The sequence below is a fragment of the Frateuria sp. genome (assembly GCF_013362045.1).
Taxonomy (GTDB): domain Bacteria; phylum Pseudomonadota; class Gammaproteobacteria; order Xanthomonadales; family Rhodanobacteraceae; genus Frateuria_A.
This window is the reverse complement of the sequence record NZ_JABFWW010000159.1, coordinates 1-14617: the sequence shown is the minus strand read 5'-3', so window position 1 is coordinate 14617 and position 14617 is coordinate 1. Positions and strand designations below refer to the sequence as shown.

Here is a 14617-nt window from a genome sequence, read left to right as displayed (position 1 = left end):
GTGTGCTCTTCCGATCTAGGTCCAGGTGTGCCGCGGCCCAGTTCGGCTGGCTGCCGGCCAGCGGCTGCAGGATGGCCAGCGCCTCGGCCGTGTCGCCCCGCGCCGTGTACGCGGCGGCCAGCAGGCGCAAGGCCACGGGGTGCCCGGGAATGGCCTCGAGGATGGCGCCGGCCTGCTCGGCGGCAAGCGCCGGATCGCTGTCCAGCAGCCGCGCCGCGTGGGCCAGCGCCTGTTCCAGCGTGCCGGTCGCGGCGGCCTCGATCATGCATGCCGCCCCGGAGGCGCACCGATGGGCCGGGTCGCGAACGACCGTCCATACGCCACGGGCCAGGTGCACTGCATGCGACGCTCCTCACGGGATGCTGCGCAGCCTAGCGGCGAACGCGCGCCGCCGGTAGTGGGTGAAAAATCTTGCGTGCACCGGTTGCGTTTCATACGGCGGACCCGGCCGGCGCGGCCCCGGCACGGACCAGGGCGGCTCCGTCCATAATGGCGGCTGCCCTATGGGATGGTCTTCGCGTGCGCCTCTGGACCCTGCACCCCAAGTACCTGGATCGCCAGGGCCTGCTCGCGCTGTGGCGCGAGGGGCTGCTCGCCCGCGCGGTGTTGCACGGCCAGACGCGCGGCTACCGGCATCACCCGCAACTTGAACGCTTCCGCGCGCACCAGGCGCCGGAGCGGGCGATCGACGCCTACCTGGCCGTCGTGCAGGAAGAAGCCGCCGCGCGCGGCTATGCCTTCGACCGCAGCAAGCTCGGGCCGCTGCAACCCGTGGCTTCCATCGTCGCCAGCGCCGGACAGATGGAGTTCGAATGGCAGCACCTGCTGCGCAAGCTGGAGGCGCGCAGCCCCGCGGCGTTCGAACAGTGGCGGGGCCGGCAGCCGTGCTGCCATCCGCTGTTCCTGCTGCAGCCGGGGCCGGTGGCGTCGTGGGAGCGGCCGTGACCCAAGTCCATCTGGAATGGACCTGAGTGTTGGGATCGGCCATGCCCATCCCAAACTACGTGGTGGTAGCCGCCAAACGAGGTTCGCCATGCCGACCTACAGCAAGACGCCCGAGGCGCTCGCCCGCCTCAGCCCCGAGCAGTTCCGCGTGACCCAGCAGAGCGGCACCGAGCGGCCGTTCGACAATGCCTACAACGACCACCGGGAGCCGGGCCTGTACGTGGACGTGGTCTCCGGCGAGCCGCTGTTCACTTCGCTGGACAAGTTCGAGAGCCATTGCGGCTGGCCGAGCTTCACGCGGCCGGTCGAGTCCGCCAACGTCGTCGAGAAGCGCGATGCCAGCCACGGCATGATCCGCACCGAGGTGCGCTCCAGCCACGGCGACAGCCACCTGGGCCATGTCTTTCCCGATGGCCCGCGCGAGGCCGGCGGCCTGCGCTATTGCATCAACTCGGCCTCGCTGCGTTTCGTGCCGGTCGACGCACTGGAACGCGAGGGCTACGGCCAATATCGCGGATTGTTCGAGGAGGCCAGGCCATGAGCGAGCGCGCCATCCTCGCCGGCGGCTGCTTCTGGGGCATGCAGGAACTGCTGCGCCACCAGGACGGCATCCTCTCCACCCGGGTGGGCTATTCGGGCGGCGACGTGCCCAACGCCACCTACCGCAACCACGGCAGCCATGCCGAGACGGTCGAGATCCTCTTCGACCCGCAGCGCATCAGCTACCGCCGGTTGCTGGAGTTCTTCTTCCAGATCCACGACCCCACCACGCCCAACCGGCAGGGCAACGACCGCGGCGCGAGCTACCGCTCGGCGATCTACTACACCAACGACGAGCAGCGGCGTGTCGCGCAGGACACCATCGCCGATGTCGATGCCTCCGGCCTGTGGCCGGGCAAGGTGGTGACCGAGGTGGCTCCGGCCGGCGACTTCTGGGAAGCCGAGCCCGAACACCAGGACTACCTGCAGCACTACCCCACCGGCTACACCTGCCACTTCGTGCGGCCCGGCTGGAAACTGCCCCGGCGCACCGAAGCCGGCTGACGCACGCCGCGGTCGTTCACGGCTTCTTGAGGATCGCCCCGGTATGACGGCCCAGGCCGCTTGCCGCGGGCGGGAGCGGCCGTGGATCGTGCCCGCGGGGGCGCGCCAACTGAGAAACCGGCAGCCCGCTGCGTACCCCGTCAGGAGTGCAGGATGCCCCTCTCGCCCACGTCGCTGAAGAACACCGCCGCCGCTGCGGCCACGCGCGCCTTCACCGGGCTGCGCCAGATCCACTCCAACCACCAGGCGCGCGCGGTGCTGCGCTCGGTGGAGCGCCAGCGGGGGCCGACAGGCAAGGCGCTGGTCCGCTGCGCGGACGAGTACGCGCGCGAGGTACTGGGCAGCGCCCGCTACGCGCCCTGGCTGCAGGTCTACGCCGCAGTCAGTGGCGGCTTCCGCGAGGGCTGGATTCCCGACAACTACTACGGCCTGGTGGTCGACCCGCTCAAGGGCGGCGAGGTGGCCAAGGTCGCGCTGGTCAAGTCCTTCACCAACCGCATCCTCGGCACCGACGCGCTGCCGGACCTCGCTTACGTCATCGACGGCATCTACTACGCGCGCGACTACCGGCCGGTATCGGCGACGGAGCTGACCGAGATCCTGTTCGCGCAGGACGAACGCACGGTGTTCAAGGCCGACAACTCCTACCAGGGCCGCAGCGTGACCTTCATGACGCGCGCGGATTTTTCCGCCTCCGGCCCGGGCCGGCTTCCCGACGGAGTGTTCCAGGCGCCCATCCGCCAGCACGACTTCTTCGCGGCGATAAGCCCGCGCTCCACCGCCACCCTGCGCATCACCACCGCGCGCGAGCTCGACGGCACCATCGCGGTCAAGGCCGCCTACCTGCGCCTGGGCCGTGCCAGCGACGACATCGTGAGCTGCCGCAGCCACGTGCGCGTCGCCGTCGACGCCGCACGCGGCACGCTGGGCGATACCGGCTACCTGCACGACTGGCAGCGCACGGACACACACCCCGACACCCGTTTCCGTTTCGCCGGCCAGGCTATCCCGCATTACGACGAGGCGGCGCAACTGTGCAGGTCGCTGCACCAGAGCTGCCCGCACATGCTCTGCCTGGGCTGGGACCTGTGCATCGACCGGCAGGAGCGGCCGCGGATCATGGAATGGAACGCGCGCTACAACGACATCAAGTTTTCCGAGGCCACCACCGGCCCCTGCTTCCGCGGGCTGGGCTGGGAACATCTGTGGAAGCGTGCAGCGGCCTGAGCGCCGCCGCCGGCCGGAACTGATTCCGGGCGCGATGTCGATTCCGCCGCGGCCCGTTCGTCGCGATGGGCGAGCCCGAAAAATCCCCTCGCCTGCGTCGACCGCTGGAGGCATTCGGACTTCTGCAACCGACATTCCACCCGACTACAGCCCAAGGAGTTTTCCATGTCCTACATCGACGGCTTCGTCATCGCCGTGCCCACGGCCAACAAGCAGCAGTTCATCGACCACGCCCGGCATTTCGATGCCATCTTCCTCGAGTTCGGCGCCAGCCGCGTGCAGGAGTGCTGGGGCGACGACGTGCCCACGGGCAAGCTCACCGACTTCCACCGGGCCGTGCAGGCCACGCCGGAGGAGACGGTCGTGTTCTCCTGGATCGAATGGCCGGACAAGGCCACCCGCGATGCCGGCATGAAGAAGGTCATGGAAGACCCGCGCATCGGCCCCGATACCCCGATGCCGTTCGACGGCAAGCGGATGATCTTCGGCGGCTTCGCGCCGGTGGTGGCTGTGGGCCACTGATACACGCCGCAAGCCTCGTTGTGGCGCCCTCCCCCGAACCGGGGAAAGGCGCCCACTACCCAGCCCGGTAATAGTCCCGCTCCCGATACCGCCGCGCGTACAGGCCGAATGCCAGCGCCGCCAGCAACGCGAACGCGGCGAAGAAGAACATCTGGAACGCGATCGTGCTGAGCCCGCTGCCCGCGATCGAGCCAGTGACGGCATCGTTGCGCACCGCCGCGTTGGCCAGCAGCACCCACAGGTTGCCGATCGTCGTGGTGAGGTTCCAGAAACTCATCACCACGCCCTTCATCGACGCTGGCGCCTGGCTGTAGGCGAACTCCAGGCCGGTGGCCGACACCAGCACCTCGCCCAGGGTCAGCAGCGCGTACGGCAGCACCTGCCAGGCGATCGAGAGCGCGCCGCCGCCATCGATCGCCACCTGCAGCGCGCCGATCACGATCCAGGCCAGGCCGCTGAAGGCGATGCCCGCGGTCATCCGGCGCAGCGCGGTGGGCACGAGCCCGAGCCGGCGCAGCAGCGGAAACAGCACCAGGTTGTTGAACGGGATCAGCAGCATCACCAGCAGCGGGTTCAGCGCCTGCATCTGCGCCGGATGGAACCAGTCGGGCATGGTCATGTGGCCGCCCTGCACCACCCAGGTCGAGGCCTTCTGGTCGAACAGCGAGAAGAACGGCGTGGTCAGCGCGAAGATCACCAGCACGCGCAGCACGTTGCGCGCGCCGTCCACCGCCGCGTCCGGATGCTCGCCGCGGGCGCGCTCCATCTGCAGCCAGGCGCCGCCGCCGATGCCGGCGATCAGCGCCACCAGCGCCAGGCAGGCTGCGATGATGAAGCCCAGCGTCGGAACCAGTGCGAACGAGGCCAGCGCGGCCAGTACGCCGGCGCCGGCAATCCACAGGCCCGGCCGCGCCTGCCCTTGCCGGTGGCTGAGCAGCGCGGTGCGCAGCACGCGCGAGAACGCATCGCGCTCCGGCGGCGCCGGCGGCACCATCACGTACTGGCGCCGGCCCAGCCAGAACACCACGGTAGCGGCGAACATCAGCGCGCCTGGGATGCCGAACGCCACCGCCGCGCCGAACCGCCGCAGGAAGATCGGCATCAGCAAGGAGGCGAAGAACGAGCCGAAGTTGATGATCCAGTAGAAGGCGTCGAACACCAGCTTCGCCAGGTGCTTGTTCGACTGGTCGAACTGATCGCCCACGAACGAGGCCACCAGCGGCTTGATGCCGCCGGCGCCCAGCGCGATCAGCCCCAGGCCGATGAAAAAGCCGATGCGGTGGTCCTCGAACAGCGCCAGGCAGGCGTGGCCCAGGCAGTACACCAGGCTCATCCACAGCACCGTGTGGTACTTGCCGAAGAAGCGGTCGGCGATCCATCCGCCCAGCAGCGGAAAGAAGTACACGCCGATGACGAAACTGTGGAACACGTCTTTGGCCGCCAGCGTGCGCTCGGCCTCGGGCATGTAGGCCAGCAGGCTGCTGATCAGGAACGGCGTGAGGATGTTGCGCATCCCGTAGAACGAGAACCGCTCGCAGCCCTCGTTGCCGATGATGTAGCCGATCTGCCGCGGCAGGCGGCCGTCGTGGTCAGTGGTGCCCATGCGTTCTCCCATGCCTGGGCCATCGAGCGCGACTGCCCAACGCCGCACTCTAGCAAGAACGCTTCACCCCGCCGACCGGTCGAAGGCGTTGCCTAGCCGGCGTCGTGCTCGTCGACGAGGCCCTCGATGCGCCGATCCGGCACCAGCCACATCACGGCCGCCGACGCATAGAGCAGTTGCGCGATCCAGGCGGCCCGGCAGGTGGCCACGATGCCCAGCGCGTAGATCACGGGCGAGAGCTTGCCCTTCCAGTCGCTGCCGATCGCGCGCTCGAGCACCGAGCCGGCACCCTGTCGGTGGATCAATGCGCGCTGCAGCAGCCAGTATGCGACCGCCGCCATCAGCAACACGCCGCCGTAGGCGGCCGTGGGCGCCGGGGCGAAATGGTTCTCGCCCATCCAGGCGGTGGCGAAGGGAAACAGCGACAGCCAGAAGAGCAGGTGCAGGTTGGCCCACAGCACACCGCCCGAGACCCGTCGCGATACGGCCAGCATGTGGTGGTGGTTGTTCCAGTAGATGCCCACGTAGATGAAGCTCAGCACGTAGCTCAGCATCACCGGCAGCAGGGGCGCGAGCGACGCGAAGGTGTAGCCGTGCGGCACCTTCAGCTCCAGCACCATGATGGTGATGATGATCGCGATGACGCCATCGCTGAACGCTTCCAGCCGCCCCTTGCCCATCGCCGCCTCCGCGATCGCCGTGCGCACAACATAGCAACTTCCCCGCCCGCGCCGCCGAAGCCGGCCGCGGCCGACCGCTGGCGACGTTCCATAGGCAACCTTGGGGTTGCCTATGGCGCGCGACGGGAGCAGGCTACAGGCAACCAGGAGGTAGCCATGAACGATCGCATCGAGAAAAGTATCGAACTGAAGGCCCCGGTCTCCCGCGTCTGGCGCGCTCTGACCGATCACCGGGAATTCGGCGCGTGGTTCCAGGTAAAGCTCGCCGAACCCTTCGAGCCGGGCAAGGAATGTATCGGCCGCATCACCTACCCAGGCTACGAACACGTCACCTGGCGCGCGGTCGTGAAGCAGATGCTGCCCGAGCGGCTGTTCTCGTTCACCTGGCATCCCTATGCGATCGACCCGGCCGTCGACTACTCGACCGAGCCGCCGACGCTGGTCGAGTTCCGGCTGGAACCCCACGGCGACGGCACGCTGCTCACCGTTACCGAAACGGGCTTCGATCACATCCCGGCGCACCGGCGCGACGAAGCGTTCCGCATGAACGAGGGCGGCTGGGCTGCGCAGATGGAGAACATCCGCCGCCACGTCGAGGAAACCGCCCGCGGCGGCGCCGCATGATCGCCGGCGCCCGCCCGCCGCGTGCGCCCGCCAGGACGGCCGGCGTGTTTGCCGCGCTGGGCGATCCCACGCGGCTGGCGATCGTGAACCGGCTCAGCGACGGCTCGCGCCGCTCCATCGTCCAGCTCAGCGAAGGCCACCCGCTGACGCGGCAGGCGATCACCAAGCACCTGCGCGTGCTCGAACGCGCGCGCATCGTGCGGCACGAACGCGCGGGACGCGAGCGGCTGTACGTGCTCGATCCGGCGCCGATCGAAGACATCCGCCGCTACGTCGGCTGGGTCTCCAGCCAATGGGACGCCCGCCTGGCCCGCCTCAAGGCGCTGGTGGAGGAATGACCCTGGGCCGGCGCTTCCGGCACGCGCAACGCCGCAGCGCTTGCCCGATCGGAGCCCGCGCAATCCGCCGGCGGCCTACCCGCTCAAGGCAGGGGCGGAGACCATCGGCCTTGATGGCCTCCGTCCACCGGCTCAGCTTTCTTCCGAGACCTGCTTTTCGCAGTGATCGGCGGGACAGGCGAAATCGACCTCGGCGCCCCGTCCGACCTGCAGGCCGATGTTCGGGCGCACGTCGACCTCCTTGCCTTCCTTCTCCAGCGTGACCGTATAGGTCCCCAGCGGCAGGCGGCCGATGGAGTAGCGGCCGCTGTCCTTTACGGTGACGTGGCGCCGTGCCTCGGTGCTGCCCTTCACCGTCACCGTCTGCCCGGCCGGCGCCCAGCCGAAGATGGTGCCGCCGGTGTCCTGCGCCCGCACCGCCGCCGGCTCCAGCAGAACACCCAGGCCTGCGACAAGCGCTGCCACCAGGACCCGACCGCGAACCGCTCCGAAATGCATCCCCTTGTCCATGCATGCTCTCCTTGGAAGTGTTGTCCATCGATGACCATCGGCCGGACGGCGTGCCGTCCAGCCCGTGCAGCATAGGGATGGGCAACGCCGCAGTCACCACGACCACTGGCATGGGAAGCGCCGGCGCCCCGCGGCCGCATCGTGCCCCTAGGCAGCCAGGCCATGCCCACGCACAATCGTCCGATTCCATTTCCGGAGAGCGTTGCCGTGGACGCAAGCTTCTGGCTCGAACGCTGGCGCGAAGGCCGCACCGGCTTCCACCGTTCCGAGGTCATGCCGCTGCTCGAAAGGCACTGGCCGGCGCTGGAGGTGCCGCGCGGCAGCCGCGTGCTGGTGCCGCTGGCCGGCAAGACGCTGGACATGGCCTGGCTGGCGGCTCAGGGCCTGCGCGTGCTTGGCGTGGAGTTGTCGCCGCTGGCCGTGCATGCGTTCTTCGCCGAGCAGGGGCTGCAGCCGCACCGCCACGTTTCGTCCTGCGGCGAGCACTACGTCGCCGGCGGGATCGAAATCGTCCAGGGCAACGTGTTCGATCTGGACGCCGCGACCCTGGCCGGCTGTGCCGCCGTGTACGACCGCGCGGCGCTGATCGCGCTGCCCGAACCGATGCGTCGGCACTACGCCCAGTCGGTCTATGGCCGCCTGCCGGCCGGTTGCCGCGGGCTGATGATCACGCTCGACTATCCGCCCGCCGAGATGGACGGCCCGCCCTTTGCCGTATCGCCAGCCGAAGTCCGCCAGCTTCTCGAGCCCGGCTGGCAGGTCGCGGCGCTGGAACACCGCGACATCTACGCCGACGACCCCGGCTGGGCCACGCGCGGCCTGAGCGCGATGGCTACCGACGTCTTCCGGCTCGACCGCCGCGCCTGACCGCCGCGCCCGACGGGCACGCGGGCCTGCCCGGTCAGCTGGAATGGTCCAGGATGATCTTCCAGCCCTGCGCGGTCTTCTCCCACAGCAGCGAATACACGCCATCGTCCTGCGCAACCTCGCCGTGGGCCGTGCGGTCGAGATGGAAGCGGCCCGTCACCGCCGCGTAGCGCACCTCGCCGCCGGCGCCGGGCAGCAGCCGCACGTCGATGTCGGAGAAGGTCAGCCGGCCCATCTGCGCCGTGCCGGCATAGTGCCGGCGGTAGCTCTCCAGGATCGCGCGGTAGCCCTTGCGCACCGAGCGGCCCACGAAGGTGGTGTCGGGCGCGTCCTTGTAGCCGCGCATGAAGGCATCGATGTCGGCGCGGTTCCATGCCGCCTGCTGTGCGGCCATCACCTGGCGGATGGCCGCCGCTTCATCGGCCGCGCCGGCGGCGCGCAGCGGACCCGCCGCGCACGCCAGCAACAGCCCCAACGCGATCGCACAAGCTGATATGCGCATGGCTCACCTCCCCGCTGCCCTGGACCCGCGGCAGCCTAGCATTCAGTCCGGGATCTCGGCCTCGACCAGCTTGGCCAGCAGCACCAGCGATTCCTGCCAGCCGAGGTAGCACGCCTCCGTCGGGATCGCATCGGGAATGCCTTCCTGCACGACCCGCAGTTCGGTGCCGCAGGAGACCTTCGCCAGCGAAACCGTCGTGACCATCTCGCCGGCCAGGTTCGGGTCGTCGAACCTGTCCGTGTAGCGCAGCCGCTCACCCGGCTGCAGCTCCAGGTAAGTCCCGCCGAAGGTATGGCCGTTGCCCGTGGAGAAATTCGTGAACGACATCCGGTAGCTTCCGCCCACCCTGGCGTCCATGTGGTGGACCTTGGCGGTGAACCCGTTCGGCGGCAGCCACTTGACCATGGCATCGGGATCGACGAACGCGCGGAACAGGCGCTCGGGCGTGGTACGCAGGACGCGGTGCAGTTGGACGGTACCCATGGTTTCCACCTTTGGTTGGGGGAGTGACGGAGAATATCTTCTGCAGCCACGACGAATGCGGGCGCGGGATTTCGACCGGCCAGCCGGCGCATGCCACGGACGGTGGCCCCATTGACACGGTCGGCACCAGGACTCGGCGCAGGGTTGCTCATCGTCGTCCGCTCCGTGACCTGCGCTTGATCCGCCGGTAACGCAGCGCGGACGAAGCTGCGCCGGGGTATGCCGGGCTGGCCGCGCCAGTTGCTGCAGGAGGCCGTCATGCCTACCTCGATCACTCCGCTCGTCCTCGCCGCCGGGCTGCTCGCCGCCGGCGCAGTGCAGGCCGCCCAACCCAAGCCGGCCAGCGACGCCGAACTCATCGCCAGCGCCATGCGCGCCGCGCCCCCAGGCGTCGGCCCGCACGCGACCATCATGGCGATCGCACCCAATGGCAGCATGCGCACCTTGCGGCAAGGCACCAACGGCTTCACCTGCATTCCCGATTCGCCCGCCACGCCCGGTCCTGACCCGATGTGCGCCGACAAGGCCGCCATGGCCTGGATGCACGCCTGGCTCACCCATGCGGCGCCACCGGTCGGCAAGGTGGGGCTGATGTACATGCTCGAAGGCGGCACCGACGCGAGCAACACCGACCCCTACGCGAAGACGCCCGGTGGAAAGCACTGGATCAAGACCGGCCCGCACGTGATGGTCGTCGGCGCTGACGACGCCTTCTACGACCAGTACCCGAAGTCGGCCGATCCCGTGACCGACGCGCCCTATGTCATGTGGGCCGGTACGCCCTATCGGCACCTGATGGCACCCATCCGGTAGCGCGGCGGGCCGGCTGTCGACCGGGCAGGCGTAGACGCAGTTCCCCGGGGCGATCCGGGGCGGGGCGATGCCGCGGCCAGGCATGGCTTGTCACCGGCCGCACACGGCACGGGGCGTATCAAGCCGCCATCGCCACAAGGGGGGAGCGCTACCATGACCAGCCGCGTGCTCCAGCTCGACCTGCACGACGCCGAGCGCGATGGCGTCTATCGCGTGGTGCCCGACGACCCGGCCACGCTCGTCGACGATGCGGTGCGTGCCGGCCTGCGCCTGCTGCGCGTGGACCTGCGCGACTGCGCCGGCGACGAAGGCCTGCTGCGATGCCTGGCGCAAACGTTCCAGCTGCCGTCCCGCGCCGACGACTGGGACGCCTTGGCGACGGGCCTGCGCGACCTGCACTGGCTGCCCGCGCCCGGCTACGTGCTGATGCTCGACCACGCCGACGTGCTGCGCGCCCGGGCGCCTGCGGCCTATCAGTCGCTGCGCGGCCACCTGCGGACCGTCGCGCGCGACTGGCACGCGCGCGGCGTGCCCTTCTTCGCGTTCATGACCTTTCCGGACAGCGAAACGCTCGATGCCGCCATCGACGCCTGACCTCATGCGTCAAACGGAATTATGGCACCCGCGCGCCGGATCACGTCCGCTGGCTCTTCGTCCGCGCCGGCTTCGCCTTCGCACCCGAGGCATTGAGGGCGACCGCAGCGCGGATGAGCGCCTTGAACGCCTCGGCATCCACCGCTTCCCCTTCGCGGATGTCGATCGCGCGCCGGGTGTTTCCCTCCAGGCTGGAGTTGAAGAGCCTGGCCGGATCCTCCAGCGAGGCCCCTTTGGCGAAGGTCAGCTTGACTACCGCCTTGTAGGACTCGCCCGTGCAGATGATCCCGTCATGCGACCACACGGGAGTGCCCATCCACTTCCACTCCTCCACCACGCCGGGGGCCGCTTCCTTGATGAGGCCGCGCATGCGGGCCAGGGTCTTGCCGCGCCAGTCGCCGAGCTCGGCGATGCGGCTGTCGATCAGCTCCGATGCCCGCTGGCCATCGGTCGAGGCGGATTTCTTCATGGCGTCTTCCTTAGGCAATGCGGAGGATCCGAAACGGCGTCAGATCGGGGCATGTTGCCCGCCGTGGATGGCACAGGCAATCACACCGGAAGTCGTCGGCCGGTTGAAGATGCGTCACGCGCGGAAGGGTGTCCCGTCCGACCGGTCCGGCACGCCGCCGGACCGGTTCACACCTGCCGGCCGCCCGACCATACTGGAACCACACCCGCACGATGGGTGCCACGAACCCGGCAACGCCATGATCCCGAAGCTGCCCCCGCCCGCCGAACTGCTCGACCTGATGCCCGATGCGGTCTGCGTCGTCGATGCCGAGGGCCACATCCTGTTCGTCAGCGCGGGTTTCGAACGCATCGTCGGCTACACCAGCGACGAGGTGGTCGGGCGGCGCATATTCGAACTGGTCCATCCCGACGACCGCGCAGCGACCATGCAGCAGGCCGAACAAGTGATGACCGGTGCACTGCAGCTCCACTTCCGCAATCGCTACGTCCACAAGAACGGCCACAGCGTGGACATTCAATGGTCGGCCCGCTGGGTCCCCGAGCACGGCGTGCGCATCGGCGTGGCCCACGAAGTGACCGAACTGCGCCGCGCCGAGCGCGAGCTCGAACACCTCGCCACCCACGATCCGCTGACCGGCTTGCCCAACCGCCACCGCCTGCAACACGAACTGCAGTACGCCATCGCGCACGCGGCGCAGACGGGCGACGGACTGGCCGTGCTCTACCTGGACCTGGACGGCTTCAAGGGCATCAACGACCGCTGCGGGCACGACGTGGGCGATCGCCTGCTGGGCGAAGTCGCGCAGCGCCTGCAGCACGGCCTGCGCCAGGGCGACCTGGTGGCCCGCGTCGGCGGCGACGAGTTCGTCGCGCTGCTGCCCGGTTGCCGCGACACCCAGGCTGCCCACGCCATCGCGCAAAGCCTGCGCGCCAGCCTGTGCCCGCCCTGCACCCTGCCCGAGGGCGTGTTCCGGCTGGATGCCAGCGTCGGCATCGCCTGCTTTCCCGTCGACGGAAGCGATCCGGACGCCCTGCTCGCGTACGCCGATCACGCGATGTACGCGGCCAAGCGCAACGGCCGCGGCCTGGGCGACCCCGCTGCGCCCCGCGACGTCGCCTCGGGCCCCTGAACAAGCCGCCATTGGGATACCGCGGCCGGGCCCGGCACCGCGCAGGCCCAGCGTCCTGCCTTCAGGCGACCGCGCGCGCCGTTTCTACTGACGAGAGCCCTTGTTGCCGTGTCGATCTGCACGCACGTCATTCGTCGAAGGATTAAGAACATCCTTTACGCCCTGAACAGGAGAACCGAAATGCCCAGCAAGAACACGGTCTGCCTCTGGTACAACGGCACCGCCCTGGATGCCGCGACCTTCTACGCCAAGACGTTTCCGGACAGCGCCGTGGGCGCCGTCCATCGTGCGCCGGGCGACTATCCGGCGGGTAAGCAGGGCAACATCCTGACGGTCGAGTTCACGGTCATGGGCATCCCGTGCCTGGGGTTGAACGGCGGACCCGCCTTCCAGCACGACGAGGCGTTCTCGTTCCAGGTGGCGACCGACGACCAGGCGGAAACCGACCGCCTGTGGAACGCGATCATCGACAACGGCGGCAGCCCAAGCGCCTGCGGCTGGTGCAAGGACAAGTGGGGACTGTCGTGGCAGATCACCCCGCGCGCGCTGACCGCTGCCGTCACCGATCCCGACCCTGCTGTGGCCAAGCGCGCGTTCGACGCCATGATGCAGATGACCAAGATCGACATCGCCGCGATCGAGGCGGCCCGGCGCGGCTGACGGCCGCAACGGCCGGCGGCCGCGCAAACGGGGATCAGGGTCGCCTTCCCGGAAGGTGCTCAGGTTCCCGTTTTTCCCAAGGCGACTTCCGGCCGCGGCGCTTGATGTGCGCGCACCGGCGAGTCAATCAATTCGGCCGATCGGTCGCGATCAGCCGGCCGCTATCTTGATCAACGAGATGCCAAGGCCGGGATCGGCCAGTAGCGGACATCCAACACCTGAGTTAAGCCGTGCCGCGAGGCGACGTCAGCTTGGACGAACCGTTAGGCGGCACCTGTGAAGCCCTGAGCGTCCGATGCGAAAAGCGGTACGTGTTCAATCCAGGAATTTCCAAGTGTCTGCTCCGTCGAAGCGCCTGATGACGACAGACTCCAGGAGCGTCGTTTCAAAATTCCGTAGGTTCACGCCGTGGCGAGCGCCGGGCGTGGATTCAACCGGCTCCCAGTGGGTGACGATACCGCAGGTCTTGCACCGCACATTCCTCAGGGTTCGGTCGCCCCAGATGTAGCTTTCCGTGTTCTCCGGGTGGCCTTCGATGGAGACTGAGCCCAGCTCGTAATAGGCCCATATTCCTCCCGTGCGCCGACATAACGAGCAGTTGCAACTCGTCGCCGTTTCGGGCGCCGCCGGCAACGTAAGGCGCACTGAGCCGCAGTGGCAAGAACCGCGCAGCGATGGAGGAAACGGTTCGTGGTTCACGAGTATGCGCCGCTGGTTGTTGTGCCGCCTGCGCTGGAGTTAAGCGGCGGCATAGCCGTCCGCCTTGAACGAGTTGTTAGGCCCCACCTATGGACCCTATGGCAACAAGTATCTCGTGAACGAAAGATTGCATGCGGGCCCTAACTACTGAACAAGCGGACACGTGGGTCTGGTTATACATGCGCGAACTGTCAGCGCCAAGGGCGACGCAATACGTTGATCTCAGGAGCAACCCCGCTCGCTGGGTCCGGCTAAACGATGGCGGCATAGCCGGACCCGGCGACGAAGGTCCGGGGAACGAGGGTGTCCGCTTTGAGTCGTTCCTGCCGATCGCCACCGGCCAGAGATTGATTGTGCAGGGCCGGCGGGCAGGTCAGTGGCGATCGGTACAGTGATGCCCGCGTCCCGGTGCACTCAGGTTTAATGCCTGCTCTGGCTGGGCGGCGCCTCCTGGCCCTCGCCCATCCGGTTGTCCACGCGCTCGACGCCCAGCATGTCCGATACCGCGGCGACCAGCCCATCGACCTCGGACAGTTCCGCTGAGCCGCTCAGCGTCACCCGGCCCTTCTCCACATGGACCTCGACCTTCCCGGGCTGCGCCACGAGGTGGCCGAGCCTGGAGCGGATGCGCTCCTGCAGTTGCCTGTCGTCGGACGGCTCGCGGCCGTGCCGCTGCGCCATTGCGCCATGCAATCGATCGGCCGCGTGCCGCGCCTTGTTGCGCGCGAACTTCTGCACGTCGTGTCCGGCCGCCACCGCCTGGTCGCGCGCCCTCGCCCGCCGGCGGCGCCCAGCCACCGGATCGAGCAGGTACATCGCCGCCGCGCCCGCCGCAAAAGCGGCGGCAAGCTTCAATAGTTGTCCCACGGCTGCCTCCCGAGAGTTCATGGCACCAGCTGTGGATG

General features: G+C 68.6%; 20 protein-coding genes. 12 read left to right on the top strand and 8 right to left on the bottom strand.

Going from position 1 to position 14617, the window contains the following annotated elements; all coding sequences use genetic code 11:
* Positions 1-265 (bottom strand): tetratricopeptide repeat protein (locus HOQ08_RS07765; RefSeq protein ID WP_291192992.1); only part of this gene is annotated, 265 nt, incomplete at its 3' end.
* A gap of 254 nt (positions 266-519) precedes the next feature.
* On the opposite strand from HOQ08_RS07765, the gene HOQ08_RS07760 reads away from it, so the two are divergent.
* From HOQ08_RS07760 to HOQ08_RS07740, 5 genes are all read left to right on the top strand, one after another.
* A complete protein-coding gene (locus HOQ08_RS07760; RefSeq protein ID WP_291192990.1) occupies positions 520-945 on the top strand; it encodes a pyrimidine dimer DNA glycosylase/endonuclease V in 426 nt (141 codons plus the stop codon).
* Positions 946-1033: 88 nt separating this feature from the next.
* The gene (msrB, locus tag HOQ08_RS07755) at positions 1034-1486 is read left to right on the top strand and encodes a peptide-methionine (R)-S-oxide reductase MsrB (protein WP_291192988.1); all 453 of its coding nucleotides are present in this window, start codon (positions 1034-1036) and stop codon (positions 1484-1486) included.
* Positions 1483-1989 carry a peptide-methionine (S)-S-oxide reductase MsrA gene (msrA, locus tag HOQ08_RS07750; protein ID WP_291192986.1) on the top strand — a complete coding sequence of 169 codons (507 nt, stop codon included), beginning with the start codon at positions 1483-1485 and terminating at the stop codon, positions 1987-1989. The genes msrB and msrA overlap by 4 nt, the downstream gene beginning before the upstream one ends.
* A 153-nt stretch (positions 1990-2142) precedes the next feature.
* Positions 2143-3216, top strand: a complete 1074-nt coding sequence (locus HOQ08_RS07745) for a sugar-transfer associated ATP-grasp domain-containing protein (RefSeq protein WP_291192984.1) — start codon at positions 2143-2145, stop codon at positions 3214-3216.
* A 165-nt stretch (positions 3217-3381) separates the two neighbouring features.
* Complete coding sequence (locus HOQ08_RS07740; RefSeq protein ID WP_291192982.1) at positions 3382-3738, top strand: DUF1428 domain-containing protein; 357 nt, start codon at positions 3382-3384, stop codon at positions 3736-3738.
* 55 nt (positions 3739-3793) lie between these two features.
* Here the strand turns inward: HOQ08_RS07740 and HOQ08_RS07735 are convergent, their stop codons facing one another.
* Together HOQ08_RS07735 and HOQ08_RS07730 are read right to left on the bottom strand one after the other, a co-directional pair.
* Positions 3794-5341 carry an oligopeptide:H+ symporter gene (locus tag HOQ08_RS07735; RefSeq protein ID WP_291192980.1) on the bottom strand — a complete coding sequence of 516 codons (1548 nt, stop codon included), beginning with the start codon at positions 5339-5341 and terminating at the stop codon, positions 3794-3796.
* A gap of 92 nt (positions 5342-5433) precedes the next feature.
* Positions 5434-6048 (bottom strand): TMEM175 family protein, encoded by a 615-nt coding sequence (locus tag HOQ08_RS07730; RefSeq protein WP_291192978.1) that lies wholly within the window; start codon positions 6046-6048, stop codon positions 5434-5436.
* A gap of 129 nt (positions 6049-6177) precedes the next feature.
* Here HOQ08_RS07730 and HOQ08_RS07725 point away from each other — a divergent pair, with 129 nt between their 5' ends.
* On the top strand, positions 6178-6645 hold the full coding sequence (locus HOQ08_RS07725) for an SRPBCC family protein (protein WP_291192976.1): 468 nt from the start codon (positions 6178-6180) through the stop codon (positions 6643-6645).
* The gene (locus HOQ08_RS07720; RefSeq protein ID WP_291192974.1) at positions 6642-6983 is read left to right on the top strand and encodes a metalloregulator ArsR/SmtB family transcription factor; all 342 of its coding nucleotides are present in this window, start codon (positions 6642-6644) and stop codon (positions 6981-6983) included. Before HOQ08_RS07725 ends, HOQ08_RS07720 begins: the two co-directional genes overlap by 4 nt.
* A gap of 132 nt (positions 6984-7115) precedes the next feature.
* Here the strand turns inward: HOQ08_RS07720 and HOQ08_RS07715 are convergent, their stop codons facing one another.
* Positions 7116-7448 carry a carboxypeptidase-like regulatory domain-containing protein gene (locus tag HOQ08_RS07715; protein WP_291192972.1) on the bottom strand — a complete coding sequence of 111 codons (333 nt, stop codon included), beginning with the start codon at positions 7446-7448 and terminating at the stop codon, positions 7116-7118.
* Between the two features lie 252 nt (positions 7449-7700).
* Here HOQ08_RS07715 and HOQ08_RS07710 point away from each other — a divergent pair, with 252 nt between their 5' ends.
* Positions 7701-8360 (top strand): thiopurine S-methyltransferase, encoded by a 660-nt coding sequence (locus HOQ08_RS07710; protein WP_291192994.1) that lies wholly within the window; start codon positions 7701-7703, stop codon positions 8358-8360.
* 34 nt (positions 8361-8394) lie between these two features.
* On the opposite strand, the gene HOQ08_RS07705 is transcribed toward HOQ08_RS07710, so the two are convergent.
* Both HOQ08_RS07705 and HOQ08_RS07700 read right to left on the bottom strand, forming a co-directional pair.
* Complete coding sequence (locus tag HOQ08_RS07705; protein ID WP_291192970.1) at positions 8395-8862, bottom strand: nuclear transport factor 2 family protein; 468 nt, start codon at positions 8860-8862, stop codon at positions 8395-8397.
* Between the two features lie 42 nt (positions 8863-8904).
* Complete coding sequence (locus tag HOQ08_RS07700) at positions 8905-9345, bottom strand: SRPBCC family protein (protein WP_291192968.1); 441 nt, start codon at positions 9343-9345, stop codon at positions 8905-8907.
* A 258-nt stretch (positions 9346-9603) separates the two neighbouring features.
* Here HOQ08_RS07700 and HOQ08_RS07695 point away from each other — a divergent pair, with 258 nt between their 5' ends.
* Together HOQ08_RS07695 and HOQ08_RS07690 are read left to right on the top strand one after the other, a co-directional pair.
* Complete coding sequence (locus HOQ08_RS07695) at positions 9604-10158, top strand: hypothetical protein (protein ID WP_291192966.1); 555 nt, start codon at positions 9604-9606, stop codon at positions 10156-10158.
* A gap of 153 nt (positions 10159-10311) precedes the next feature.
* Positions 10312-10752: a barstar family protein gene (locus HOQ08_RS07690; RefSeq protein ID WP_291192964.1), complete on the top strand. Its 441-nt coding sequence runs from the start codon at positions 10312-10314 to the stop codon at positions 10750-10752.
* Positions 10753-10792: 40 nt separating this feature from the next.
* Here the strand turns inward: HOQ08_RS07690 and HOQ08_RS07685 are convergent, their stop codons facing one another.
* Positions 10793-11221 carry a DUF1801 domain-containing protein gene (locus tag HOQ08_RS07685; RefSeq protein WP_291192962.1) on the bottom strand — a complete coding sequence of 143 codons (429 nt, stop codon included), beginning with the start codon at positions 11219-11221 and terminating at the stop codon, positions 10793-10795.
* 238 nt (positions 11222-11459) lie between these two features.
* Between HOQ08_RS07685 and HOQ08_RS07680 the strand changes: the two genes are divergently transcribed.
* Positions 11460-12353, top strand: coding sequence for a diguanylate cyclase (locus HOQ08_RS07680; protein WP_291192961.1), 894 nt, complete (start codon positions 11460-11462; stop codon positions 12351-12353).
* Between the two features lie 180 nt (positions 12354-12533).
* A complete protein-coding gene (locus HOQ08_RS07675; protein ID WP_291192960.1) occupies positions 12534-13013 on the top strand; it encodes a VOC family protein in 480 nt (159 codons plus the stop codon).
* A gap of 1119 nt (positions 13014-14132) precedes the next feature.
* Here the strand turns inward: HOQ08_RS07675 and HOQ08_RS07670 are convergent.
* On the bottom strand, positions 14133-14579 hold the full coding sequence (locus tag HOQ08_RS07670; RefSeq protein WP_291192959.1) for a BON domain-containing protein: 447 nt from the start codon (positions 14577-14579) through the stop codon (positions 14133-14135).
* Positions 14580-14617 lie beyond the last annotated feature (38 nt).